A 25,108-nucleotide genomic window follows, 5' to 3' on the forward strand; every position below is an offset into this window, starting at 1 on the left:
GTTTCCGTTCGCGGTCATCACGTGAGCACCACAGGATCTACTGATGTTCTGAAGTATCCAGCGTTCGCGGAGCCAGGAGTGTCACACCCGAAGTCGGGTCGGACACACCACCCGGGAGGTGATCCCCGGCCCGACAGCCGGGAGGCGGCCCCCGGCCCGACGGCACGCACCGGCCGTGCCGGTCCCGCTCCCGGCGCGGTGCGGAGGGGTTGCCGGGCCGGCTCCTTCCCGTACGGTGCGGAATGGCCGGTCCACCCGCAAGCCGGCTGTCACAGGGCAGGGTTGGCCTGCCGGGCCCACGGATTCGGGGTGGGCTCGGAGTCAGGCCGTCTCTGAGGCAGGCCGTCTCGGGGGCAGGCAGCCTTCTCTGGGTCAGGCCTCGGGGTCAGGCCTCTGGGTCAGGCCTCGGGCTCGGCTCCGTGGGCGGCCGCTATCCGGTCGATGCGCGCGGCCAGGTCGAAGTCCGCGTCGGTCAGCTTGTGGCCCGCGTCGTGTGTGGTGATGGCGAACCGCACCCGGTCCCACCGCAGGTCGATGTCCGCGTGGTGCCCGATCAGGCGCTCGACGTCGGCCACGTGCACGATCATGGCGACCCCGCCGTGATACCGGATACCGAATGTCCTGGTGATCTCGTCACCCACCCGCGACCAGCCGCGCAGCTCCAGCAGCCGCCCCTCGATCGCACTGTCCGTCAGTGGTATTGGTCCCTTGGCCACGCTCAGCTCCCCACGGTCACAGGCTCAAGAATCTCGGCCAGATCCCGGCCGACCGGGGCATCCTGCCACGGGCGCATCGCGCGCTCCAGAACGGCCAACTCCCGGCGCATCCTTGCCGAGCGGGTCTCCACCGCGATCGTCGCCACCGTGCGGGCGAGCTCCACCGCGCGGTCCGGCTCCCGCGCCGCTGCCGCCGCTGTCGCCTGCCGGGCCATGTACACCCCTCGGTCCCGACGGGCCGTCTCCGGTACGACGGAGAGCACCTGCGTCCACAGAGCCCCGGCTTCCGCGCCGAGGCCGAGGCGGCCGTAGCAGGTGGCGCGCTGCACTTCGAGGTAGCCGGGCGTCCGCCGGCAGGCGTTGCCCCACGGCAGGTCGTCGTCCACGCGCGGGAGCAGACGGCCGGCCCGGTCGATGAGCCGGTCCACCAGGGCCCGTTCGCCGGTGAGGCTGGCACCGTGGGCCTGCTGCTGCATCGCCATGACGCGCACCTTCGGCATGAGCCGGTCGGCGTCATCGAGCGCGGCTTCGCAGAGGTCGACGACGGCGTGCCCGTCCCCGAGGTCGGTGCGGACCTGCGCCTGGTTCACGAGGGAGTATCCGATGAGGTGCGGGTCGCGGGAACGCATCGCGATCTCCTGCGTGACGCCTCGCCAGAAGGCGGCGGCGTCCATGTCCCCGGCGTCCTGGTACAGCCAGCCGATGAGGGCGGCGTAGGCCGCCCCGACTCGTAGAAGTCCGCGGCGGGTCTCGCCCGTTGCGGAGCGCACCAGCTTGTCGATGAGCTGGTAGTGCGCGGAAACGGTGCCGATCAGATCGTGCGGGCCGAGGAACATGTCCGCCCGGTAGTGCCCTTCCAACTGCCTCTGGAAGTAGTCGATCAGGGCGGGGTCGACGTGCTGCGGTGCGACGGGCCCCGCGACGAGCGCGGCTGCGGTGACGGAGACGAGCGCCCGGCGTTGCGCCCGTTCCTCCCCGTGGCATTCGGGCCGGATCCAGCCCGGCGGCGTGGTGAAGCCGAGGTCCTCCGGCCACCGGCCGAGTGCGTCGTGCAGGACGATGGCGGTCTCCTCGGCCGGCCATCCGGGGCGCTCGCCCTCCCAGCGCCGCCACGTTCGGGCGGACACGGTGAACTGGCGTTCGTCAAGCAGTTGTTGCCCGTGATCGGTGAGGGCGTCGGCTGCGGCGCCGACGGTGCGCCATCCGGCCCGGAGCCGGGCGGCCCGCAGTGCGTCGTTGCGACTCGTGGGCCCATTCCGAGGTGTCATCGTGCGTGCTCCTGGCCATGGCCGCCGCGTGGCCACGCGTGGCCACGCGGCGGCCTATCAACTACTCGACGTGCACGCACATCATCAGGGGGTGACCGCGGGCGCGTACGGCGAACTGGCTGGGTGCCCCTCAAATGACGACAGGGGCCACTCGTGATGACGATCAAGGTGTACGAGGCGAACATGCCCGGTGGCACAACCCGCGTGGTACGGCCGGAGGCCCCGGTGGTGCCGCAGACGACGGCCGGGCCGCCCGCCACGTATCCGGACGACGAGTACCCCCGTCCCCGGCCCCGCCACGATGCCGCGTACCGGACGCTCCTCGGCCACATCACGACCTGCGCGACGTGCCGGGCCGGAGCCGTTTGCGTCACCGCGGCGCGCCTCGGCCGGGCGTGGAGGGAGGCCCGGTGATCTGCGATCGCTGCGACCGGCCGATGAAGCCGGAGGACTCGGTCCCGTACACGATCCCCGGGGCGACGGGGCCCGGCATCACCATCTACGTCCACCGGGTGGTATGCCGGCCACCGCCCCGCCCGAAGCGGTACACGTAGCCGACTCCGACTCCGACTCCGACCCCGACTCCGGCGCTACGGCTACGGCTCCTGCGCTCCGGCTTCGGCTCCTGCGGTCTCGTGCTGTCGGTGGTGACCGCCTTCGCTTCTTGGGCATTCCTGAAGGCCAACAGTCCGTCCTACGACGATCTCGAGAAGCGTGCTTGGCTTGATACCGCCACCACGACTGCTTCCGTCCTCATCGGAATATCCGGGGTGATCCTGTCGGTTCTGTGGGCGGCGAGCCGCTCCTTCGCCAGCGAGGCGGAGAGCGCACGTCGCCACGTAGAAGACCCTGACCTTCCCCAAGTCCACATCTATGGTGCCGAGTCACAGGTCTACATTCAGCCCGGCGCGTCGCGCGCGGGTGCCAAGGACGGAAATACCGCACCGCTCCTGGGGCCGGACGCGCAGTCATCGATGCTGACCCAGATCTACTCCCACGGACTCGCCCAGGCAAAGGTCAGCTTCTTCGTCAGTATCGTCTTCGGCATGGTCGGTTCAGCGGTCCTTCTGACCGGGGTCGGACTGGCAATCGTGCACGCGGACAGCAACGGCAGCCGATACGCGGCGATCGTGACGCAGACGGCTGGAGCAGTCATTGATCTTCTGGCAGGAGTCTTCTTCCTCCAGTCCAACCGCACGCGTCGAGACATGGGTGCGCAAGGCGTGATGCTCCGTGATGACGGGCGGTTCGACCGCAGGCTGAAGGCCGCCGGCGTCCTGTCCGACAACATCAGCGAGGAACCCCTTCGCAACCAGGTGCGGGCCCAGATGGCTCTTCAGCTTGTTGGTGGTCAACTGGACGCGTCGGCGGCGGCCGAAGGCTCGGACGAAGCCGATGGCGCGAACACCGATTCCTCGGCCACGGACGAAACGCCCCCGAGCAGTCCCTGACGCCTTCCTTCGCGCGTGAGTCCCCGCCTCTGTCCGCTGTCGTCGAAGTCAGCCGTGGCCGTCACCGGCAGATCGCCTGCCTCGGCGGACGGGGGACCTCGATAGGCTGCACGGCCGGTCAACGCCCTGGAAGCCGGCTCTGGTTGGAGAACAATGTCTCGATATGTGCGAGTCAAGATCGTTACGCCTGAGATGGAAGCCGCAGAGCGCAGGTCCGGCATCTTCATTGGTCTCACACTGATTGCAGCTGTGGTTCAGGTGACCGGCACCATCTACCTTTCTCTGGCATTGAAGGGCGGGCATCCCGGCCAGGCAGCCTGGGGAGCGGTCTGCGCTGTCCTCGGTGCCTGGGGAGTGCTGTACACGGACGCCAAGGGCCGCCGCCGCCCATTCAGATGGCTGAGGTTCATCGGCACCGCGTCCCTCTCGATCGCCATGGGCCTAGTCATCGGCCTTTAGAGGGGCCGCTCCGGCTTCGTCTTCACGCGTCGCTGGAGTCTCGATGAGCGGGTCAGCCTTTGAACGATCTCGAAGAGCGTCGCGGGTGACCCGGCCGGGGCGTCGACCTGCGTGTTCTCTGGGGGCTCGTAGGAGGAATTCGGGAGGTTGAGCTCCGTGGCCACCCTGTATCCGGTGCGTATTGAGGAGGTAAGGAGTGAGTGCCGGGAGGCATGAAAGAGGGCCCCGCACCCGGCCTGACCTGGCCGGACGCGGGGCCCGATACTGCTCACTGCTGTGCCCCCGGCAGGATTCGAACCTGCGACACCCGCTTTAGGAGTTTTCCCTGGGTGGGGCTGCTACCTGCGTAAACGCCGTCTGAGGAGCGCCTGACCTGCGGAAAAGCTTCTCCGTAGTTCTCACGTGTTCGCGGCGATTCTCGCCCTCATGTGTGCTGAATCTGTTCTGCGTCGGCATGCGACTGGAGGGGCTTCGACGGCGTGAGCGACTGGGCCGGTGGTCGTGACGGCGCGCGGGCCGCGCCGGTCCAGGATCCGGTCGCGGCCCCGCAGACCGGGGTGTCGAGGTCGGTTACGAGCCGCAGCAACCGCCCGCCGGAGCCTCCTCGACAGTGGCGCCGACGGCCACTGAGGCAGGGGCGCCGAGCTGGATGAGTTGGGGCGCCGGGGCGCAGCATCCTCCACCCTGGTCGGTCTCGGGGGCGTCGAAGAGGCCGGCGCCGCCGCACACCCCGGTTTCGGGCAGGGTCAGTTCCACTCGGTCGGCCGCGTCGAGGTCGCCGGCGATCGCGGCGGCCACGGAGCGGACCTGCTCGTAGCCGGTCATGGCGAGGAACGTCGGGGCGCGGCCGTAGGACTTCATCCCGACCAGGTACACGCCCTGTTCCGGGTGGGAGAGTTCGCGGTGGCCGTGCGGGTAGACGGTGCCGCAGGAGTGCTGGTTGGGGTCGATCAGAGGAGCCAGCTCGACCGGCGCCTGGAGGCGTTCGTCCAGGCGCAGGCGCAGCTCGTTCAGGAAAGACAGGTCGGGGCGGAAGCCGGTCAGCACAATGACCTCGTCGACCGGGTCGAGACGGCGGCCGTTCTCGCCGACCAGGACCAGGCGTCCGTCGTCCGCGCGCTCGATCGCCTCGGTCCGGAAGCCGGTGACCGCGTCCGCGTGGCCCTCGTCGACTGCGGCCTTCGCCGCCAGGCCCAGGGCGCCGCGCGCCGGGAGCTGGTCGGCGGTGCCGCCGCCGAAGGTGGATCCGGAGATGCCCCGGCGCAGAATCCACACACCCTTCGTTCCCGTGCCGTCGTCGGACTTGGCGAGGTCGGCGAGGTAGGCGAGAGCGGTGAACGCGGAGGCACCCGAGCCGATCACAGCGGTGCGCTTGCCCGCGTAACGGGCCCGGATCGCCTGGTCTTTCAGGTCCGGGACGCGGTAGGTGATCCGGTCTGCGGCGGCCTTTTCGCCGAGGGCGGGCAGTCCGCTGCCGCCTGCCGGAGACGGAGTGGCCCAGGTGCCGGAGGCGTCGATGACCGCGCGCGCGAAGAGGCGCTCCTCGCGGCCGTCGGCGTGGGTGACGTGCACGACGAAAGGCTGCTGCTCGCGGTCGGCGTCCACGATCCGGTCCCGGCCGGTGCGGGAGACACCGGTGACTGTGGCGCCGGTGCGGACGCGGTCCCCGAGGGCGTCGGCGAGCGGCAGCAGGTAGGACTCGGCCCAATCGCCGCCGGAGGGGTAGGCGGCCGCGTCGGGGCGGGTCCAGCCGGTCGGGGCCAGCAGTTTCTCGGCGGCCAGGTCGACGACCTCGCCCCAGGTGGAGAACAGGCGTACGTGCGACCACTCGCGCACCGCGGCGCCGGCAGCGGGCCCGGCCTCCAGGACCAAGGGCTCGATGCCTTGGTCGACCAAGTGGGCGGCGGCAGCCAGACCGGCGGGGCCGGCCCCGATCACGACGACGGGCAGCTCGGTGGTGGCGGGCGCGTTCACGGCGACTCCTTGCGTGTTTCGACATTTGTCGATGGCTTGCGCGGCCCAGCATGACACCTGTATTGATGGGCGTCAACATAGACATTCATCGAAATCATGGCCGGGACGTGCCGCCGTCCAGATGCTGCTGTGGCGCGGATTGCGGCCGGTGATGCTGGAGGCGTCCGACCGTCCGGCGGTTGCTGTAGGCCGCGGACTATCGCTGTCCCGCCCTCTTCGCCGGCCGCCGTGTGGTGGTGGTCGGGGCGGGGAATCCTGCAGTGCGGATGGCCATCGAGCTTGCCGGGGCCGCCCGGCTCGCGCTCGCCACCGGCCCTCCGGTGAAGTTCGCGGCCCAGCGCACCCATGGCCGTGGCCTGCGCCTCTGGGCGGCCCGCACCGGCCTGGAGCCTTACCCCTCGCTGGTTTCTTGCGCATCCGCCGGCCCGGCCGGTCCTCGACGATGGCCGCTACCCCGCGCGCCGGGTGGTGTCTCTCCCGCGCTGGTTCGACATGTGTCAACATAGATGCATGTCGAATGCGAAGGCGCTGCCGCTGCTCGAACCCGACGGTCGGGGCGTGGTGCCGTGCTGCCCGCCGCTGGCCGAGCGTCCGATGACGGCCGAGGAGGCCGAGACCGCGGCGCGGATGTTCAAGGCGCTCGGTGACCCGGTCCGCCTTCGCCTCTTCTCGGCCGTGGCCTCCCACGAGGGCGGCGAGGCGTGCGTCTGCGACATCTCCGACGTCGGCGTCTCCCAGCCCACGGTGTCCCACCACCTGAAGAAGCTCAAGGAGGCCGGACTGCTCACCTCCGAGCGGCGCGGCACCTGGGTCTACTACCGGGTCGAGCCGTCCGTGCTGGCGGCCATGGGCCAGCTGCTGACCCTGCCGACCGCAGCCTGACCGGGACGAGGGGGAGCGTCGTGGGGATGGGATCTGCGAATGCGGCGATCGTGCCGCTGGCACCGGAGCACGCGGAGCAGGTGCTGGCCATCTACCAGGCGGGGATCGACGAGGGGAACGCCACCTTCGAGACCGTCGCGCCGGTCTGGGAGGCGTTCGACGCGACGAAGTTGCCCGAGCACCGCTTCGCCGACGGGGCGGTGCTGGGCTGGGTGGCCGCGAGCCGGGTCTCCGCCCGGTGCGCGTACGCGGGCGTGGTGGAGCACTCCGTCTACGTCCATCCGGCCGCCCGTGGCCGTGGGGTAGCCCCCGCCCTGCTGCAGGCGCTGATCGAGTCCACGGAACAGGCCGGGATCTGGACGATCCAGTCGGGCATCTTCCCCGAGAACACCGCCAGCCTCGCCGTGCACCAGCGGGTCGGATTCCGGGTCATCGGCACGCGGGAGCGGATCGGGCGCCACCACGGCGTCTGGCGCGACGTCGTCCTCGTAGAGCGCCGCAGCCCCGCTATCACCTGACCGGTCAAGGCAGTTGAGCGATCGCGTGGGCGGCGTCGCGCGCGGTGCGGCCTACGCCGATGAGGGTGGCGGAGGCCGGGCCGGTCCAGTCGCCGTAGCCGAGCAGGTGCAGCCGTGGTTCGCCGAGGGCTCGTGTGCCGTCGGTGGGGATGTGGCCGCGTGGGCCCCGCAGGTTCAGCGGGGCGAGGTGGGCCAGGGCCGGGCGGAAGCCGGTGCACCAGATCACCGCTTCCGCGTCGCTCCGGCTGCCGTCGGCCCACCGGACACCGGTTGGCGTGAGCTGGGTGAACATCGGCTTCGCGGCGAGGTGTCCGGCGTCGCGGGCGGCGCGGACGGGCGGTACGGCCACGATGTCGCCGAGTGAGGCCACCCCGCCGGTGTCGCTGCGGCCGGTGTCCAGGGCGCGGCGGCGGGCGGTGGCGACTTCGAACAGGGCCCGGCCGTCGATGTCGTCCGGCAGGAACCGTGGCGGGCGCTGGGTCACCCACGTCACCTCGACATCGCCGTCCAGGGCGAGATCGGCGGCGATCTGGGCCCCGGAGTTCCCGCCGCCCACCACGACGACACGCTGCCCGGCGAAGTGGCTCGGGCTGCGGTAGTTCACCGTGTGCAGCTGCCGCCCGGTGAAGACCGATCGGCCAGGGACGGCTGGCAGAAATGGCCGCGACCAGGTGCCGGTGGCACTGAGGACTGCCTTCGCCCGCCAGATCCCTGCGTCCGCCTCGACCCGGAGCCGGTCCGCGTCGCGGCGTACGGCGTCCACGCGGGTGCCGTGCTGGACGGGTAGGTCGTAGCGGTGCTCGTAGTCGGCGAGGTAGTCCACCACGTGCGCGGCGCCCGGGTAGGTCTCGCCCGCCTGGGCGGGCATGAGGCGGCCGGGCAGGGAGGAGTGCTCGGCCGGGGAGAACAGGTGCAGGGAGTCCCACATGTGCTGCCACGACCCGCCCGGCGCCGCACCGGCGTCCAGGATCACGAAGTCGAGACCTCGGCGGCGCAGGTGGTAGCCGGCGGCGAGCCCTGCCTGGCCACCGCCGACCACCACCACATCGGTGCGTTCCGTCATGGGGACGTCGTCACCGCGGCCGGGGCGAACTTCCTTCGCCAGGCGAGCGCGACGTAGACCAGGCCGATCAGCACCGGCACTTCGATGAGCGGGCCGACGACGCCGGACAGGGCCTGGCCGGAGGTGACACCGAAGGTGGCGATGGCGACCGCGATGGCCAGCTCGAAGTTGTTGCCCGCCGCCGTGAAGGCGAGGGTCGCGGTGCGGTCGTAGGCCAGGCCCAGGCCCTTGCCGAGCACAAACGTGCCGAAGAACATGACGGCGAAGTACACCAGCAGCGGCAGCGCGATCCGGGCGACGTCCAGCGGCTGCGACGTGATGGTCCTCCCCTGGAGGGCGAAGAGGATGACGATCGTGAACAGCAGCCCGTACAGCGCCCACGGACCGATCTTCGGCAGAAACCGCTGCTCGTAGTCGGCGCGGCCCATCTTCTTCTCGCCCAGGCGGCGGGTGAGGAAGCCGGCCGCGAGCGGGATGCCCAGGAAGATGATCACATTCAGCGCGATCTTCCACATCGAGATGTCGAGGTGCTCGCCCTCGCCCAGGCCCAACCAGCCGGGCAGCAGGTCGAGATAGAACCAGCCGAGCAGGCCGAACGCGAGGACCTGGAAGACGGAGTTGAGGGCGACCAGGACGGCAGCGGCTTCGCGGTCGCCGCAGGCGAGGTCGTTCCAGATGATGACCATCGCGATGCAGCGGGCCAGGCCGACGATGATCAGTCCGGTGCGGTACTCGGGCAGGTCCGGCAAGAAGATCCAGGCCAGCGCGAACATCACCGCGGGTCCGAGGACCCAGTTGATGACCAGCGAGGAGACCATCAGCTTGCGGTCGCCGGTGACGGCGTCGAGCCGGTCATAGCGGACCTTCGCCAGCACGGGATACATCATGATCAGCAGACCGAGCGCGATCGGCAGGGAAACTCCGCCGACCTCCACCTTCGCGAGCGCGTCGTTCAGCCCTGGGACGAGCCGGCCGAGCCCGAGGCCGACGGCCATGGCGAGCAGGATCCACACCGCGAGGTAGCGGTCGAGGGTCGAGAGCTTCTTGACGATCGAGTCGTCCCCGGCCACCTCAGCGCTCTGGGCGTGGGCGCTGGAGGTCACGGGCAGGCCCTCTTGTTCTCGGCGGCGGTGCGGGCGGATTCGGCGAGCTCGGCGAACTGCCCGGACAGCCCGGCCAGGACCTCGGGCTTGAGCTTGTAGTAGGTGAAGCGGCCACACGGCTCGGTCTCCACCAGCCCGGCCTCGCGCAGCACCCTCATGTGGTTGGACAGGTTGGTCTGCTTGGCCCCGGTCTCCTCCACCAGGTGCGTGGTGCACAGCGTCTCGCGCGCCAGCAGGGTCACGATCCGCAGCCGGAGCGGATCGCCCAGCGCCCGGATCACATCAGGATCGACTGAAGTCAGCATGCACTGATACTCTCACATCACCGTTCACTGATACCAGCGGATGCTGATGTCATGCGTGGTGTGCAGCTGCCGCGAGACGAGAGAGCCCCCCCATGCCTGAGAGCACCGGCACGAAGCCGTCCGTCCTGTTCGTCTGCGTCCACAACGCCGGCCGCTCCCAGATGGCCGCCGCCTGGCTGACCCACTTGGCCGGGGACCGCGTCGAGGTCCGTTCCGCCGGCTCCGAACCGGGCGAACAGGTCAACCCTGCCGCCGTCGCAGCAATGGCCGAGGCCGGCATCGACATCTCCACCGAGGTCCCGAAGATCCTCACCGCGGAGGCGGTGAAGGAGTCCGACGTGTGCATCACCATGGGCTGCGGCGACACTTGCCCGGTCTTCCCCGGTAAGCGCTACTTGGACTGGAAGCTCGACGACCCGGCCGGCCAAGGCGTCGAAGAGTTCCGCCCGATCCGCGACGAGATCAAAACCCTGGTGGAGGGCCTGATCGCCGAGATCGCCCCGGCCGAGCCCGAGGCGACGGTGTGAGCCGACTGCGCAATGTCATCCTCGCTGGCTCCGCCACGCCGCTGTCGTCACCGGGGATCGTGCCCACGCTTCGTGCGCCACGAGCACGAAGGCCCTCCCACCCGACGGGCGGAAGGGCCTCTGACCTGGTGCTTCTCTGTGCCCCCGGCAGGATTCGAACCTGCGACACCCGCTTTAGGAGTGGAATCGAATCCGTGCCGGGGGGTTCCAGACCGTGCCGCGCGGTGCTGTTCTACCTGATCAGCGCCGTGCGGCACGGTGCTCAATCCCGCGAGTGATGGCCCATGCTTTGTCGTCCGCTCACGCATCGCTCACGCATTCAGCCTTGCCGATCCACCGCATCAGGCAACCGCTTCGAAGGACCCTTCCCCTTGCATCACAGTCAATGCTGCTGGGATGACACCTTCCTCTGCTAGGTCGTGTCGTCAAAGTAGCGCCAACCCTCGTCGGCCCGCGGAGACACCACTCTGCGCTCCGACACAGGGCTGGACGTCGGTTCAAGCGATCAGCGCCTGGCGTTCCAGGGTTGGGGCCTTGCCGCAGCGGTACGGGCTCCGGGCTTTGCGAGGACGGCGGCACTCGTCGCCCTCGACCAGTAGCGCCACCGCCAAATTTCTCATGGACAGACTCACGGACCGCTCTGCGGCCATAGCATGTTGTGGCGCTGTCACGTGATGCTGGAGGAGGCGGGCCATGTGTTCCGAGTGCGCTTCTTACGACTGGTCTCTGGACCGTTCGCTGCTCGAATGGCTTGCGGAACTGGTTGGAATCCGGATTGGGCTCAGTGTTACGGAGGCTGAACTGAGTCGCATCGTGCGTGAGGCGATGACGGAATTTCCGGTCCGCAGCTACAAGCAAGTAAACGATATTTTCGGCCGAAGCGCGCTTGAGCGCCTTGGATTGCGGGGTGCCGTCGCCGCTGGAAATGGGGTGATGGTACGCGTACACGAAAGGGTCGGAGATGCAGAGCTGGTCACCCGGGCAGTCGCCTTCATGATGGAACGTATTGTGAGGCCAGGGGTGGTTTCCAAGGAATGCGTGATGCCGGGGGCAGGGTCCGATCTCATAGATCAAGTTTGCGCTACTGGATACCTCCCTCGCGTTCACATTCCACAGCTTGAGTTTGGGATATCCGATACTGGTGCGCGTGATTGTGTAGAGGAATCCTTGCGGCTCCACGGCAAAAAAGTGGCGGATGTCGTCGCTGTCATGGTCTATGAGATGCAGTTTGGTGCGGATCGAAGTCCAGTTGTGATGGGCTCTCAAAGGAATTGGAACGACCTTCTAGAGCTGTCCGATCTTTTTTCTTCGGAGTCAGTAATGGCTTCATATGGAAGGTTCTTTGATCAGCGTTTCGTGAACTACCTAGCTGCCAATTATGAGGCAATTGGGGCGGTTCACTGGAGAAAGTTTGAAGGGCTCGTTGCTGAGTATTTTCATCGGGCAGGTTTCCAGGTGGAAATCGGGCCGGGTAGGAATGATAATGGAGTGGACATTCGAGTCTGGGAAGATTCTCTAGCTGCTGATGTATCGCCACCCACGCTCCTAATTCAGTGCAAGCGTGTGAAGCGGGAGATCGATAAAGTCGTTGTGAAGGCTCTGGCTGCAGACGTCGCTTGGGAAGGTGCGCAGCAAGGTTTGCTCGTCGCGACAGCAGGCTGGTCGCCGGGGGCGCGGGAGGTTGTCCGTACCAGGAGCTATCAGGTAACTGAGGTGAATAGAGACGCTGTACAGACGTGGCTGGAGGAGATGCGGGCCGCAGGCAATGGGATGTGGTACCCAGCCTGAAACTGAGCCAGCTTTCATAGGGGCCCGGATTCCGAAGAGTACCGACGCCGAGAGGCTCGTAGCGTCAGCTTCAATGGCAACCCTCAGAGGACAGGTCCACTGACCTCTTTTGGCAACGAGAGCGCCAATGCCGGGCTCGCTTGCTCTGCACAGGACGCGGGCCCGATGTGGTGCGGGACGCACCCAGCCGCGCCCACCCTTGCCCCTTGCCGGGCGTCGCCCACGCACGATGAGATGCCTGAGGTCGGCGCAACGGTGCTGCCGGGCCGGGGCAATTGCGGCGAGAGGCACTGCGCTGAGGGCCGCGCGGCCCTGGTCCTTACCACCCCGCCCTTCCTGTGCGCCGTGGCCAGCTGCGCAGGGGAGACCGATCGAGGCCGGCCTCCGTGCAGGCAAACCGGACACGGGTGGACACAGGGGGCGTGGGAGGTGCCCCCCCGGCGTACCGGAAGCCACACCGCCACGTTAGCCGCTCGGACTTTGCCACGATTCCGAGGTCGACCAGCGCGCACCTCGTGTCAGCAACACCATTGTCACAGCGGGCGGTTGCACCCTCCGTGGGCCTTCCGGGCGTGCCAGAATGTGCAGCGAAGTGCTTACACCTAACGGCAGAGGCCCGCGCGCGTTCTCCAACATCCCTACCCCCACGCAGAGCGGCCGCAATTCGAGTGTCGGACGCATCGCTGCGGGCCCGGAGGACAGGCCAGTCCCCCACCTTCGGCGCTGCGCTGTCTCTGACTATGGGTCCCTGGCCTGTCCCTCACCCCCGGCGCCAAACGGGAGCGAGGCACTACCCACCCGAATCGGGGTTCCCGCCAAACCCGGTTCCAATCGGAAGGATTTTGCGATGGCCAGCAACCTTGACCCGTGAGCCGCCGGCTGCCGATCGCCCTGAGTGCGCTTGCCGCCACCTCAGCCTCGGTCGCAGTCAGCCCTTGGATTGCCGTCGCCGCAGTCGGCATGCCTCTGCTTGTGTTCGTCGGCATTTTCATGCCGGCCGTCTGGTCTAAGAGGCCCGCCCGACGCCGCGATGCCCGCCTTCTCGCTGAACGCATCCTTCGGATGCTAGAGAGGGGGCACTGACGATTCCCTCACGAGCCACACGTGCGCCGCCGCAATCCTGCGAGCCCCGTTGCCGTCTGTCGGCGACGGGGCTCGCGCATTCAGCGGGTCAGGCAGCCTGGACTCCGCCGAGGTACCGATACCCGGACCGTACGGAGCAGCCGAGTCGCTCTGCCAGCGTCGTGCCGGTGACTTTCGCATCCTCGGCCTGCACGGATGGCCACGGTGTTCTTAACGACGGTCAGCGGGACGGCCCTCCTGGCAGTGCGCTTCGGAGGGACCGGATCTTACGGGGCACTGTCGCGCTAGCCCGCGCACAACTGCGATTCTCACGTTCCATGGTTCCCGTCGCAGATCGCGGCACTGGAACTACAGTGTGATCTCGTGCTGGTATGGCCCCCGGCTTCCCGGGGAGGGGTGAGGTGACATCATGCAGTTCGTCGTGGTGGAGGGGACACAGGATCTGCCTGAGGACTACAGGGGCGCTTACCTCATTCCAGATAACTGGAATGACTACGGCTACGTGACGATGTACGAGCTGGGCATCAAGCGCCATGGGCGACGACCGAAGTCCATTGGCGGCGTTCGGATCGGGCATCTTGAGATGGGGTCAAGTCGCCATGATGAGTTCTTTCGGACAGAGCAACGCCTACCACGCCGCTTCGAGACTCTCGCTGAAGGTTTCTTCAGCCTGGGAGTCCAGGACACATACTACGAGTCGCTAAGCGGGCTGGGTGCTCGCGCCAGAGTCGACGTTCTGGCTGCGTTGCGGGATGTGGCTTACGACTACAGCAGGGATGTTGTGGAACGTGTTTGGGGCCTGAGAGTCTTCAAAAAATCTCTGATGCGCGATGTCCGCCATCCGCGCGCGGAGCTGGAGCGTCTCCACCTCATTGCCCGCGGCCGCGATCGCGTTGTTGATTTCCAGTGGGACTACGTGCCTCCCAAGTCTCATGGCTCAGCGTATGAACCACCTATACTGGGCTTCCGTGCCAGTCCTGCCTCGCTGCCGCCGAGCAACGTGCATGCTCTGATCGGCCGCAATGGAGTGGGCAAGACCAGCATGATGCGCGACATGGCTAGCGGCGTGGCGTCGGGGAGTATCGAGGTCACCCAGCTCGCTGAACGCACAGCCAGGAGCACACCGAACGTGGTATTGGTGTCCTTCAGTGCCTTTGACGAACTCCTTCATCACCCGGACGCTCCTGCGGGGTTCGCCTACATCGGGCTGCGTGACGGTGAGGAGCCGCAGCGTTTGAAGACGAGCGAAGACCTGTCCACGGAATTCGCCGACAGTCTTGCTACGGCTCGAATCGGTGCCCGGCGTAGCCGGTGGGAGCAGATTCTGAGCACGCTCAGTTATCCGGAGTCCGGATTCTTGGATGACTACGCAGGCGATCTCGAAGATCTGTTGTCCGAGGGCTCTGACCGCCGGTTCAAGGCCGCTGCGGGGCGGCTCTTTGCACCGCTGAGCTCTGGCCACAAGATCGCCTTGCTGACCTTGACACGACTGGTCCAGGAAGTGACCGAGCGCACGGTCGTCTTCATGGACGAGCCCGAAGCGCATCTGCAGCCACCCCTGTTGTCAGCGTTCATCCGTGCGCTGTCTGACTTCCTTTCCGACGTCAACGGGATGGCGGTCGTGGCCACGCACTCACCGGTGGTCCTGCAGGAAGTACCGAAGACGTGCGTCTACAAGTTGCGCCGCTATGGCGACGTCGTGACAGCCGAGCGGCCGCTGATGGAAACCTACGGTGAGAACGTCAGCGCACTCACCCACGAGGCTTTCGGCTTGGAGTCCACCGCCACCGGCTTCTATGCGGCCCTGGCCAAGGAGGTCGCCGAGGGGCGCAGCTATCAAGAGATCCTGGCGGACTTCGAATCCCTGGGAAGCGAAGCCCGCGGCCTGCTGCGCGTCCTCACTCTCAGCCGGGACGGGAACGCCTCATGATTCCGCTCGATCCCCCCGCGATGAAGGTCAAAGACACACTGACCGCTGCCTGCGGGCGGATGCAGAACTCCGTCTTGAGGTTACGGCTCCTGGCCCGTGAGAAGGACCTGTCTGCTGCCGAGAAGACCTATACCGACGCTGCCGAGCACAACGCCCTCTACGCGCTAGCCGTGACTGCGCGGGATGCCGAGGAGCAGATACCCGACCGCGACGGGGAGCACCTCAGGAATCTCTACAGTGCGGGGCTGGTCGGGCGCAAGCACGGGAGAGAGAAGTACGACGAGCTCAAGGCCCGCGCGCCGTTCGGGCGTTGCCTGCTGTGCGGCAACAGTGAGATCGGCTCGCTCGACCATCACCTGCCCAAGGACACGCTGCCTCTCTTCACGATTTGCCCGGTCAACCTGGTGCCGGCATGCAGCAAGTGCAACCAGGCCAAAGGCGACCGGATCGGCGCCACAGCCAGCCAGCGCACTCTCCATCCCTACTACGACCGCCCCGGCCAGGCCGGACGCTACCTCTTCGCCGACATCACAAGCTGGCCCGTGCAGTTCCGCATTCAGGCCCTGCCTGTATGGGACGCTGAGCTGCGTGCTCGTGTCGAGCACCATTTCGTCACGTTCAACCTGGCACAGCGCTATGCCGAGTTCTGCATATCCGTGCTGACCGCCAACCAGTGGCTCCACCAAAAAATCCGACGCGAGAGCGGCCTCTCGGCCCTGACTGCACACCTGAAAGAGGACGCTGAGCAGCACGCCAGTACCCATGGACTCAACACCTGGGACACAGCGCTGCGTTACGGCCTTGCCGACAGCAACTGGTACCTCCACCACGGAGTCAACCAGAACCCATAACACGCCATGCTTGTGCGTCGCGACGCATCGGCTCGATCTCCAGGGCCGGTTGCCCGCCAGCCAGCGGGTCAGAAGATGCCTTCCGGAGCCCGACACTTGGCTGTGGCTCCTTGCCACAGACCCTGGCGCGGGTACATCGGGGCATGGCACCCGCTGATCTGCTCGACGACTGGCTCCCGATGCCTCGATGCAGGACGAGCTCATCTCGGTGTTCACCGCGCACCTGGAGGCGACCGGCGGCCTGGAGTGACATGGCTCCCCGCGCACCACACGGTGAAGCCTTAGGCGGTGTCGTCAAAGGCATCACGAGCAGAGGCGCCTCACGCCTCGCTCCCGAGGTTCTGATCAGCGGATCGCTACGATCAGGCGCTCACAGCCGGAGAAGGAGATCATGGCCGAGTCGCTACCAAGCCGCGTCGAGTGCTGGACCTGCTCGAACGGACTCGTCGTTTTCTGAGAGCGATCGCATGTTGTTGGAGTGCGAGGAGTGCATGGCCGGCCGGTGGGCACCTCCGGGCGAGGGAGAGCAAGAGTCTGGTTTCCTCACGATCGGCCTGCTCACGCGCCCGGCGACACTCGCCGGGATTCAGGCGAGCGGCTGGGAACACCTCGTCCGTAGCGCCTTGGACACGTGAACGCGCGTCCGCCTGACCCCACCGGCGACGCCATCGAGAGTCAGGCCCACAGGAGCAGCGCGGCCAGCGTGACGGCCGCCCGGTAGGACTCGGCCGTCTTGTCGTAACGGGTTGCTATGCCGCGCCACTGCTTTAGCCGATTGAAGGCCCGTTCGACGACGTTGCGGTGCTTGTAGAGCTGACGGTCAAAGGCCGCGGGGCGGCCGCCGATTCGTCCCCGTCGCAGTCGGTTGGCGACCTGGTCGGCCCGCTCCGGGATCGTGTGTCCGATCCCGCGATGCCGTAGCCAGTCGCGGATCGCCTTCGAGCTGTACCTCTTGTCCCCGAGGACGTGATCGGGACGGATCCGGGGCCGTGTCCCGGTCCTATTCGGGGCACTCGGATCGCGTCCATCGCGGTGGTGAGCTGTGTGCAGTCATTGGTGTTCCCACCGGTCAGGACCAGGGCCAGCGGTCGGCCCCGGCCGTCGACGGCCAGGTGGGGTTTGCTGGTCAGGCCGCCCCGCGAGCGACCGAGCGCCTGGTTCTGAGGCCCCCTTTTCGCGCCCCGGCGGCGTGCTGGTGTGCCCGCACGATAGTGGAGTCGACCGAGACGAGCCAGTCGATGTCGCCAGCCGCGTCCGCCTTGGCTTGCGCGGCCCGCAGTATCCGGTCGAAGGTTCCGTCCCCGTCCCAGCGCCGGAAGCGCGTATGCAGGGTGGCCCAGGAGCCGTACCGCGGGGTACGCCTCGCCAGGCCACCCCGGTCCGGTACTTCCACAGGATCCCGTTCAGCACCGTTCGGTCGTCCAGCCGCGGACGCCCCTTTGCCGACCTTGGCAGCAGAGGTTTCAACAGCTGCCACTCGGCGTCGGAAAGATCATGACGGCGTATCACCCCGCTAAATCCCCACGCTCAAGCCGTTGACCAGGACATACACCGAAGTCCGGCTGGAGTACTAGGGCGTATGCGGCAATGCGGCTACCCCGGCGTCCTCTGAGTCAGCGCGGAGGGATCGTGCGAGAGCGGCCTTCGGTTCGGATGCCGAGGGCAAGACGGTAGAGCTCCGGGAGCTGGTAGCGGCCGTCGGGGGTTTTTGACAGGGCCCCCCAGTCCTGAAGCTCGCGGACAGCCCTGTGAGTAAGTCCCACGTCTCCGGCAAAGAAGGGGGACTGTTCGTCGACGGCGTGGTTTGCCAGAGTGTGCAGGAGGTCCCAGACGTGGGGGAACCGGTACTGGAGTTCCCCGATCTTGAGCGCCCCGCAATCGGCCAGGGCCTGACGCATAGCCGACGGGGTAAGTACCCGGTCACTCCACCGTCCGTCGTCGGCAGACGTGACTGCGGCCGCGTGCAGGAAGCGGATGACGTCGCGCGGCTGGACGCGTTCATGGGCATCAGCGAGGGCGGAGGCGAACCAGCGGTCGGTCCAAGCCTCGCGGGAGCCGTCCGAACCCATCCTCAAGCCCCAGAGCGGCAGGAGACAGCGGGTGGTTTCCTCCTCCCCCAGGTCGGCGATGGGCCACTCCGGGGCCTGTACGGCGTCGGAGCGAACCGAGAGCCACAGGGCGAGCTTCAGGGCGTCCTCGGTGGTCCAGTGCAATTCGAACGGGGGCCTGCGGCGCAACGTTCTGCCGTCCCGGTTGACTGGCCCCTTCAAGGCGCGTTCCATTGGTGCCCCCGGACGGGTGAAAATCACGAGCCCCAACGATTGCTTCCGAAGCCTGCGCAAGGACTGGGGAACAAGGCCCACCAGACTGCTGAAGGCAACGGACACCCAGGCTCCGTCATGTTGGTCCAGCCACTCCTCCAGGCCGTCGATGAGGAAGAGCGCCTCATGCCGGAGCAGGTACTCCATCGTTTCGGCTTCGTCAGGGGCACCGGCCGCCATCGCGAGGCACGTCAGCCAGCGCTCCTGCCAGAAGGCCATGCTCTCGGCGGATGGATGTCGGGAGGATGACTCGATGAATGTGAGGATCCGGTCGCGACGCTCCGGCCCGGCGGGCCTCTGCTCCTGAGGGCTTTCCTCCCACAAGCCCTCCGCCTCGACGGGGCCTGGATCCGCATACCAGATGGTGTCCGGAGCGTCCGGCGCGGCGAGTACCGGAACGATTCGTGCGGACTGTCGGACGGTTACCCCGGCTGTCCAGGCGAAGGCGTCCCAGGTTCGCGCCGCGCACATCCTGGCAAAGGTGAATGTCTTGCCCGTGCCGGCCTCGCCCGTTACCACGGTGATCGGCAGGTCGGTTCGGTGGGCGGCGATGAACCTGCGGGTGGGTTCAATAGTGAAGAAGTCGCTGTCGGGGCCCGCGTCGAACGGCTGCCGCTTGAGTAGGGCGCCGGTGAACTCAGCCAGGGCGGACCGCCGGCGCCCGAGGACCTTCGGGTTCTCGTCGGGGCGGTGTGGCACCAGCATCGCACTCGGCGCGAACTCCGCGACCAGGCGAGGCAGCCCGCAACGGCGCATCACGTCTACGACCGCGTCCCAGCTGTCGGGAAGCGCGAGCAGTTCCTCGCGAAACGGGCTTAGCACGGGCTCGGTCAGTACCTGCTCGTCCACCGCAAGGTGGTCTTCGTCATGTTCGGCCGTCCCGTCGTCCACGGGCAGGACGATGGCCAGGGAGAGGGCGTTGCTAAGAAGGGTTTTGGCCTCGTCCGCATGGCCGTCGTGCATGTCCAATCTGTATTGGGTCACGATCGCGCCGGGCGCGGGATCCATGCCGACCAGAGCGGGGGCGTGCGTTCCCACCCGGTGAATCATGGCCTCGGTACCGCGCAGCGACTGGCTGCTGATGGTGGAGACGAAGACCCGGGTGACCCTGGGGTCCAGCAGGAGGGGGCCCGACAGCTCGGACGCGCCCGCCCGCAGGTCCAAAACGATGACGTCGGCCTCCGCAGCGACGGCGAGCGCGGCGAGAGACTCGCTGAGGAAGTAGGGCGAACGGTCCTCGGTCAGCAGGTCCGAGGGGCCGATCCGAGGCGGGCCGAGCATGGTGCGCCGACTTGAGGGAAGGATCGTCACCCGGCCGTTTCCCGCGTGACGGGACACCTCCTGGTTGGGCAGGTAGGCAGCGGCGATCTGTACCGCGTCGGTTGGCTCGCCGTCCGTGGAGGAGTGGAGAAGCGCCAGTACGTCGTCGTATGCGATGTCGCAGCGGCCGCCCTGCGCCTGGTACATCCAGGTGATACCCGGCGCTTCTAGGTCCGCATCGATGAGGAGCACGTGCTGCCCGCGGGAAGCCAGCAGGTCGGCGAGCGCCACCGCGTGCAAGGTGCGGCCCACACCTCCCTTGAAGGAGTGGAAGGCGATGATCTGCCGGTCACCGGGATAGACGGAGGACGCGGGACGCGGCAGCGGTTCGCTCAGCTCCGAGGTGATACGGCGCTCGTTGAGCCTTGGACGGCGGGCGACCTGAGGCGCGTCCGCGGTTTCGGTCAGGCGTACCGGGAGGGAGCGAGGGGTGTGGGACTCGGGACGGTCCAGAAGGAGTTCCAGGCTCTCCTCGCCGTCCACAGCGGACTCAATGCCGAACTGGTCGTCCAGGAACTCCCGGACCTCGCCTACGGAGGTGCCGGGACGCACGGACAGTTCGAGAGCGTCCCACCAGGCGTCGGCCTCAAGTAGCCAGTACGGCCACTCGCCTCCGACGGCTGCCTCGGTCAGGCGGGAGTCGATGTCGACCCAAGTGAACAGCTTGTCGGCCACGCTGCTCAGCATCCTCTCCTGGCGTCCCGCACCAGTTGTCTCAGCGTTTCGAGCGCTGCTTTCTGATCACCGTCGTTCAGCTTCGCACCATAGCGCCATGCCTCATGGAGCTGATGGCTTTCAATCCAGCCGCCAATCTTGTGGCGGCGGCAGCGAAGCGGGTCTGGGCGGGTCACGGGGTCGCGCAGGTTGAGTTCCTTCGCCAACCTGCGGAGGTCGTGGCTCCGCAAGTCGGCGGGGAGCTGAGCGGTGGACATGTAGTGCGAACGCCTTCGCATGACCTCGGCCTTCAGCGCGCACTCGGCGGCATAGAAGTACAAAAGTCCGCAGACTGCCGGGTCCCCAACGCTCTCTGCGGCCTGTGCCTGCTTCAAGAGCCTGTCCCGGCTGGTGCTGAGCTCGCCGGCCCCCACATCGACCATCTCGCCAGGGTAATGGCGGTGGGCGCACGGAGACGGCAAGTTGAAGGAGAACGGTTCGTGAGAACGGGGTCTGGAAAACCTGAAGGCGTGGTCCGTGCCCACGGGGCACTACGTTGGCCCGCGGCCGACCTCGCTGCAGGCCACCGCCGTCAGCGATCTGGCAGGTGGCGCGCAGGACCTCGTTCCGCCGCTCCTGCTGGGACATCCCGTCTGGCGCGCCCAGCACATCGCTCCCAGGACGGCTGTGCGGACGGGAAGGATAGCTGGACCACATGTGCCATCTAGGGCGCGGCCGATGGTCCCAGACTCCCGTTCACTTGAATCCCCGAAGGTGGAACCGGAAGTCTCGTCAGAAGGTCGCCCTGCCACCGAGTGCCTTGCTGGGTCCGGCAGCCAGGACAAGAGCCTGACTCCATCACGGACCCCTGGGACGCCATTTATGGCATTCTGCCGGTCATGTTCGCTGTGCTGCGAGATCGAGTCGTTGCTCACCAACGGAGGAAGGCTGATGCAACGATCCGTCGACTCCGGGAAGATGCCGCGGCCCTTGGTATCGGCCCAGTCCCGAGTCCGCTGAGGTTGGCTCTGAGGGCTCGGTACCAATCGGGCCCACTCTTTTTCCTGATCATGGCGCCCGTTGCCGCGTTCACCTTTGTGGTCACTGGGCGGCTTGTGCACCATACTGCGGTGATCGTCTATCCGGCCTACGGTCAGCCGCGACCCACAAGTGATCCGGGCGCGCCCTTGACGGCAGCAGATGCCATCAGTGCTTTTTCTATCACTCTGACCGTGGTGCTGACCCTGGTTCTCGTGCGTCGCGTAGCAGCAACCCTCGGGTCGCTCTATGGCGTGAAGGCGGGAACGTACCTACGCCTTTCGGTATGGACGAAACTGATCCACAAGTGCGCTGATGTCGTCCGGGCGCCACGTATTCGCGACGAGCACTACTGGCCGAGCGTTGGTCAAGCTGTGGCTCGCGTCTACGGTGCGCGGGCCATGAGAGGGACGGTCGGCTTCACGTACTGGCGTCGCCGTAAGGCGTTGCGGGAACACGCCTACCGGGTGGCTGATGTGCTGCGGTCAGCCGAGATCCAACTCGATGCTGACCCCAAACAGGGTGCGCGAGAGATAGCACGGTTGGCCTTGGTGATTAGTACCCGTTATGCAGAGGGGCGGGTTGGTGCCCTTCTCGACCCGAGTGACATGGGGACGCAGCCTGCATCTCGACGCTTTGAAGCGGTTCGGCTGGGCGTGGTCGTGCTTGGCGCGGCTGGAATCGTGCTGGCTACTTCCGCCTTGGGGCTGCCAGCGCAACTCGCTGTCCCGGCATCCGTGCTGATAGTCGCAGCGGTCTACCGGAGTGCTGCGCTCCCGGTTCTGGGCGCACTGTCATTTCTCTACCCGCTTCTGATAGCCGGGAAGTGATGACCGATTTAATTCTCAGAGGAATTCGCCGTGCACATCCGGTAAATCGTTGGCTTTGCGACTTGTCCCTGACGGGGGCGGCGCGTCGAGACGATTTTTCACTCTTGGTCCGACGAGTCGCTCTGGCTGTCTTACCAGAGGCCGTCCTGTTCTGCCGGCGAAGACGTAGGGGGATCATCCCGAGGTGGGAGCACGAGAGTTTTTGCCGTGACGCGCGTAGTGTCCGTGGCTACAGCGTTGGCGTCCCGCAGCTGGCGGACAGACCTGATCACCTGAGCTGGGCGATAAACGGTTTCCAGGAGGGCGAATCGCTGGAGTTCCGCGATAGTCACACCCTCTGGTGAATCGATCACATGGTCGCGGAGGATTCGGCGCAGCGCGGCAGTGTCTGGATCCCAATCCAAGTCTAGCTGCTGCTGGTTGGGATCCTTCGGGTCGCGGTAGCGGACGCCATGGTTGGGATCGACGTTCCACATGGCGTCCTTCATTTTTTCCAAGCCCTTGTCGTTCTTGGTGCCGAAGATCAGATAAAGACGTCTTCCCCCTTCGTCCACCATCTCGAAATAGAGTGTGTGCGTGAAGCCGGCACGTTGAAGACAGCCACGGTACTGGTCGCGGAGAAAAGTGAATTTTTCCGTGGAGGGCTGTTTGAAGACGGCTTGCCAATCCTGTCCGCCAAAGGCAATATCACCCTGCTGGCGCCGCCCCTCATGCTTCGCGGCGAAGCGCATCAGGAAGCCAGGAACGAAGGTGACCATGACCTCCACCCTGTCGTGCGCGGCGAGGTCCTTCAGGAGTGAGTAGGGGATGTCGGGCCCGCCGTAGCTGTCCAGGAGGACAAAGAGGGGTTGGTCTAACGCGCCTGATGTACGCAGTCGCTCCAGAAGCGCGGGGTGGAATTCGCCTTCGTCAATGTGAATGTTGAGCCGCTGGTTGACGTGCTCGGTCTGTCGTGCCTGTGCTCGTGCCATCTGACGCCGTAGCTCTTGGACGCGACGCGCGTCCTTCTCCATGAGGAACATGCGGAGGTGTTTCGGGTGTCGGAGCAGGGCGTCGGCGAAGACGCCGTGTGCGATCACTGGTGAACCAGGCTCACCCGCTTTGTAGACACCTGGGCCGGCGAAGCCTTCGGCGTACGTGGCCATCTCGTGTCGAGACAGAAGGATCGGTGCCCACGCGTCCAGGTACTTTTTGAGCAGGTCGTGCTTGGTCACGAGGAAATCGGGCTACCGCCGATCCGGCTACCGCCAGGCCCTCTGTCCCGGACGTCCCAGTGATCGGGACGCTGAGCTTGGCCTGCACCTGGCGAAGCTCCCCGAGCATCGTGCCCATCGTCGCCTTGGCGCGCTTCGGCTGCAGGGTGGCGTGCGCGGCTGATTCGACCGCCTTGATTGCCTCGCTGTACGCCTTCACCGGATCGGGCTGCAGCGCGTACGCGGCGTCGAGGGCCTGCCGCAGGTGGCGGGTGGCCGAACCACGCTCGGGTGGGGCAGCTGCCTTGGCGGCCTCACCGGTGACCGCCGCCACAGCCGAGTCGATGCGCCGCACCAGGGCCCGCCCATCAGCCCGGATCGTGTAGAGAGACCGAGCGTCGTCAAGGAGCCGCTGCAGCGGGACGCGGTGTTGCGTGTCGGGCAGGGAATTCGCCGTGATGAGGGCAGCCTGCCAGCCCGGGAGTCCTGCGGTCTGCGGGGTGTTCCGCCATCCGCCGGTGGGCACCAGGTCGAGCAGCGCGTCAGTAGCATCCAGCAGCTTCTCGGTCGGAGTCCAGTAGGCGATGCGCTCGCCGGTGGCGACGTCCTCGTTCCCGCTCTCCTCGGTGTACAGAGCGACGTCGATCCTGACGGCGGCCCGCTCGGCGGCACCGGTATACCTCTCGGTCGTGGTGCGGACCCACTCCCTGAGCGGGTATTCGAGGCTGGCGGGGACGCCTTCCTGCAGGGCACGGGCAGCAGGGGCCTCGCGGTCGGACAAAGGCGTCCACTGGTCATCGGTCACCTGGCAAACAGTAGCTCCGCACGGTCGCACCGCATACAGGTTCAGTTCGACCTCGCGCACCGTCTTCCGCGTACATGCGGGGCCTCAGTTACCTGGGCTGCCCCGTTAGTGGGTCTCGTCGTCCGGTGGATCGATATTCGGCCGACTTCGTTGAACTGCCTGTCTCTCAAGATCTCGCTTCCGGATAGTGAGTTCCCGAAGGCATACTTCCATTGCGCCGTTACTAAGTGCTTGGTTATCTACTTGCCACCGGTACGGCTCGTATCGCTTGCGGGAGTTCGGGACGAGGGATGATGAATGAGGCGGGTGTATAAGGCCGAAGCTGTACAGGCGTTGACAACCATCCTCCCAGGCGTCACGTTTGATTCCGAATTTGTTTACCCTCGCGCGCCCGTAAAGGTAGACGCCGCGGTACGCGTGAGTGTTGGCCGCCCACTGGCTGAGGTATTGCAGGATAAGCCAGGTGGCGATCTCGGAGGGGTTCAGTACTTGGATCCAGCCGTTCAAGAAGAAATCGGAGGGCACCATAAAAGTAGCCTCGGCAGGTTGGCCGAGTTCGGGCACGCTGTAAGTGTCTGGTGTCTGATGCACCCCCCGGCCGGTCTCTTTCATGAGGGTGAACTCCTGGAATAGGCGCCTTCCGTTCCGGTCTCGAGGCACTGTCACGAGCGCCTCCGATGGTCCGAGCCCCTCAAGGGTGGTCAGCGCACTCTTGATTTGCCGTACGCGGAGGTCGCCGCCATCCCTCATCTGCTTGGTCTCCGGCATGTACGTGCGGGAGCGCCCGTCATACGCGCCATCGATGGCGATGAAGTCCGACCAGCAGCCACGCTGCCCGGAGATCGGACGCTGATTCGCCCACGAGGAACCGGGACGTAGGCGGCATTGCGCATCGAAGAGCGCTATTGATCAGAAACTCATTGGGTTCAGGCTCGTTGACGGTGTGTGAGTGATCTGGTGGGGGATGCGCGGACCTGGTCGCCGGACGCGCAGGAGGCTGTGCGGTTGCTTGCGGTGTCCGCGCTGGTG

Annotated in this window: 21 protein-coding genes and 2 pseudogenes; 10 read left to right on the top strand and 13 right to left on the bottom strand. The window is 66.6% G+C overall.

Annotation, left to right across the window (positions count from 1 at the left end):
- Positions 1-398: 398 nt before the first annotated feature.
- Together ACZ4LX_RS14905 and ACZ4LX_RS14910 are read right to left on the bottom strand one after the other, a co-directional pair.
- The gene (locus ACZ4LX_RS14905) at positions 399-701 is read right to left on the bottom strand and encodes a 4a-hydroxytetrahydrobiopterin dehydratase (RefSeq protein WP_467649360.1); all 303 of its coding nucleotides are present in this window, start codon (positions 699-701) and stop codon (positions 399-401) included.
- Between the two features lie 17 nt (positions 702-718).
- Positions 719-1,984, bottom strand: a complete 1,266-nt coding sequence (locus tag ACZ4LX_RS14910) for a Twin-arginine translocation pathway signal (protein ID WP_467649220.1) — start codon at positions 1,982-1,984, stop codon at positions 719-721.
- 156 nt (positions 1,985-2,140) lie between these two features.
- Here ACZ4LX_RS14910 and ACZ4LX_RS14915 point away from each other — a divergent pair, with 156 nt between their 5' ends.
- The 3 genes from ACZ4LX_RS14915 to ACZ4LX_RS14925 all read left to right on the top strand — a co-directional run bounded on the left by ACZ4LX_RS14915 (position 2,141) and on the right by ACZ4LX_RS14925 (position 3,894).
- On the top strand, positions 2,141-2,398 hold the full coding sequence (locus ACZ4LX_RS14915) for a hypothetical protein (protein WP_467649217.1): 258 nt from the start codon (positions 2,141-2,143) through the stop codon (positions 2,396-2,398).
- 230 nt (positions 2,399-2,628) lie between these two features.
- Positions 2,629-3,435 (top strand): TRADD-N-associated membrane domain-containing protein, encoded by an 807-nt coding sequence (locus ACZ4LX_RS14920; RefSeq protein ID WP_467649215.1) that lies wholly within the window; start codon positions 2,629-2,631, stop codon positions 3,433-3,435.
- A 165-nt stretch (positions 3,436-3,600) separates the two neighbouring features.
- Positions 3,601-3,894 carry a hypothetical protein gene (locus ACZ4LX_RS14925; protein WP_467649212.1) on the top strand — a complete coding sequence of 98 codons (294 nt, stop codon included), beginning with the start codon at positions 3,601-3,603 and terminating at the stop codon, positions 3,892-3,894.
- Between the two features lie 570 nt (positions 3,895-4,464).
- On the opposite strand, the gene ACZ4LX_RS14930 is transcribed toward ACZ4LX_RS14925, so the two are convergent.
- A complete protein-coding gene (locus tag ACZ4LX_RS14930; protein WP_467649209.1) occupies positions 4,465-5,868 on the bottom strand; it encodes an NAD(P)-binding domain-containing protein in 1,404 nt (467 codons plus the stop codon).
- A gap of 510 nt (positions 5,869-6,378) precedes the next feature.
- On the opposite strand from ACZ4LX_RS14930, the gene ACZ4LX_RS14935 reads away from it, so the two are divergent.
- Positions 6,379-6,750 carry an ArsR/SmtB family transcription factor gene (locus tag ACZ4LX_RS14935; RefSeq protein ID WP_467649207.1) on the top strand — a complete coding sequence of 124 codons (372 nt, stop codon included), beginning with the start codon at positions 6,379-6,381 and terminating at the stop codon, positions 6,748-6,750.
- 26 nt (positions 6,751-6,776) lie between these two features.
- The gene (locus ACZ4LX_RS14940; protein ID WP_467649205.1) at positions 6,777-7,268 is read left to right on the top strand and encodes a GNAT family N-acetyltransferase; all 492 of its coding nucleotides are present in this window, start codon (positions 6,777-6,779) and stop codon (positions 7,266-7,268) included.
- Positions 7,269-7,272: 4 nt separating this feature from the next.
- On the opposite strand, the gene ACZ4LX_RS14945 is transcribed toward ACZ4LX_RS14940, so the two are convergent.
- Genes ACZ4LX_RS14945 through ACZ4LX_RS14955 form a run of 3 tightly spaced genes read right to left on the bottom strand, consistent with a single transcriptional unit; the run spans position 7,273 to position 9,739 of the window.
- Entirely contained in the window at positions 7,273-8,331 is a 1,059-nt protein-coding gene (locus ACZ4LX_RS14945; RefSeq protein ID WP_467649203.1) for an ArsO family NAD(P)H-dependent flavin-containing monooxygenase, read from the bottom strand.
- Complete coding sequence (gene arsB / locus ACZ4LX_RS14950; RefSeq protein WP_467649200.1) at positions 8,328-9,434, bottom strand: ACR3 family arsenite efflux transporter; 1,107 nt, start codon at positions 9,432-9,434, stop codon at positions 8,328-8,330. Before arsB ends, ACZ4LX_RS14945 begins: the two co-directional genes overlap by 4 nt.
- Positions 9,431-9,739 (bottom strand): ArsR/SmtB family transcription factor, encoded by a 309-nt coding sequence (locus tag ACZ4LX_RS14955; RefSeq protein WP_393771439.1) that lies wholly within the window; start codon positions 9,737-9,739, stop codon positions 9,431-9,433. Before ACZ4LX_RS14955 ends, arsB begins: the two co-directional genes overlap by 4 nt.
- A gap of 92 nt (positions 9,740-9,831) precedes the next feature.
- Here ACZ4LX_RS14955 and ACZ4LX_RS14960 point away from each other — a divergent pair, with 92 nt between their 5' ends.
- From ACZ4LX_RS14960 to ACZ4LX_RS14975, 4 genes are all read left to right on the top strand, one after another.
- Positions 9,832-10,266 (top strand): arsenate reductase ArsC, encoded by a 435-nt coding sequence (locus ACZ4LX_RS14960; RefSeq protein WP_467649197.1) that lies wholly within the window; start codon positions 9,832-9,834, stop codon positions 10,264-10,266.
- A 693-nt stretch (positions 10,267-10,959) separates the two neighbouring features.
- Positions 10,960-12,054, top strand: a complete 1,095-nt coding sequence (locus ACZ4LX_RS14965; protein ID WP_467649194.1) for a restriction endonuclease — start codon at positions 10,960-10,962, stop codon at positions 12,052-12,054.
- 1,492 nt (positions 12,055-13,546) lie between these two features.
- Positions 13,547-15,067: an AAA family ATPase gene (locus ACZ4LX_RS14970; RefSeq protein ID WP_467649191.1), complete on the top strand. Its 1,521-nt coding sequence runs from the start codon at positions 13,547-13,549 to the stop codon at positions 15,065-15,067.
- Positions 15,064-15,918, top strand: coding sequence for a hypothetical protein (locus ACZ4LX_RS14975; RefSeq protein WP_467649188.1), 855 nt, complete (start codon positions 15,064-15,066; stop codon positions 15,916-15,918). The genes ACZ4LX_RS14970 and ACZ4LX_RS14975 overlap by 4 nt, the downstream gene beginning before the upstream one ends.
- A 675-nt stretch (positions 15,919-16,593) precedes the next feature.
- On the opposite strand, the gene ACZ4LX_RS14980 is transcribed toward ACZ4LX_RS14975, so the two are convergent.
- From ACZ4LX_RS14980 to ACZ4LX_RS15000, 5 genes and pseudogenes are all read right to left on the bottom strand, one after another.
- Entirely contained in the window at positions 16,594-16,968 is a 375-nt protein-coding gene (locus ACZ4LX_RS14980) for a transposase (RefSeq protein WP_467721187.1), read from the bottom strand.
- Between the two features lie 23 nt (positions 16,969-16,991).
- Positions 16,992-17,258, bottom strand: a pseudogene (locus ACZ4LX_RS14985) (hypothetical protein); the annotation flags it as partial.
- 4 nt (positions 17,259-17,262) lie between these two features.
- Positions 17,263-17,427: pseudogene (locus ACZ4LX_RS14990) on the bottom strand (transposase); the annotation flags it as partial.
- Positions 17,428-17,531: 104 nt separating this feature from the next.
- Positions 17,532-20,246, bottom strand: coding sequence for a KGGVGR-motif variant AAA ATPase (locus ACZ4LX_RS14995; RefSeq protein WP_467649185.1), 2,715 nt, complete (start codon positions 20,244-20,246; stop codon positions 17,532-17,534).
- The gene (locus tag ACZ4LX_RS15000) at positions 20,240-20,656 is read right to left on the bottom strand and encodes a hypothetical protein (protein WP_250301776.1); all 417 of its coding nucleotides are present in this window, start codon (positions 20,654-20,656) and stop codon (positions 20,240-20,242) included. Before ACZ4LX_RS15000 ends, ACZ4LX_RS14995 begins: the two co-directional genes overlap by 7 nt.
- Positions 20,657-21,343: 687 nt before the next feature.
- Here ACZ4LX_RS15000 and ACZ4LX_RS15005 point away from each other — a divergent pair.
- Positions 21,344-22,081, top strand: coding sequence for a hypothetical protein (locus ACZ4LX_RS15005; RefSeq protein WP_467649181.1), 738 nt, complete (start codon positions 21,344-21,346; stop codon positions 22,079-22,081).
- Positions 22,082-22,212: 131 nt separating this feature from the next.
- Here the strand turns inward: ACZ4LX_RS15005 and ACZ4LX_RS15010 are convergent, their stop codons facing one another.
- On the bottom strand, positions 22,213-23,280 hold the full coding sequence (locus tag ACZ4LX_RS15010; RefSeq protein ID WP_467721189.1) for a three-Cys-motif partner protein TcmP: 1,068 nt from the start codon (positions 23,278-23,280) through the stop codon (positions 22,213-22,215).
- Positions 23,174-24,079, bottom strand: coding sequence for a hypothetical protein (locus ACZ4LX_RS15015; protein WP_467649178.1), 906 nt, complete (start codon positions 24,077-24,079; stop codon positions 23,174-23,176). The genes ACZ4LX_RS15010 and ACZ4LX_RS15015 overlap by 107 nt, the downstream gene beginning before the upstream one ends.
- Positions 24,080-25,108 lie beyond the last annotated feature (1,029 nt).

The organism is Streptomyces sp. NPDC026062, assembly GCF_055568375.1.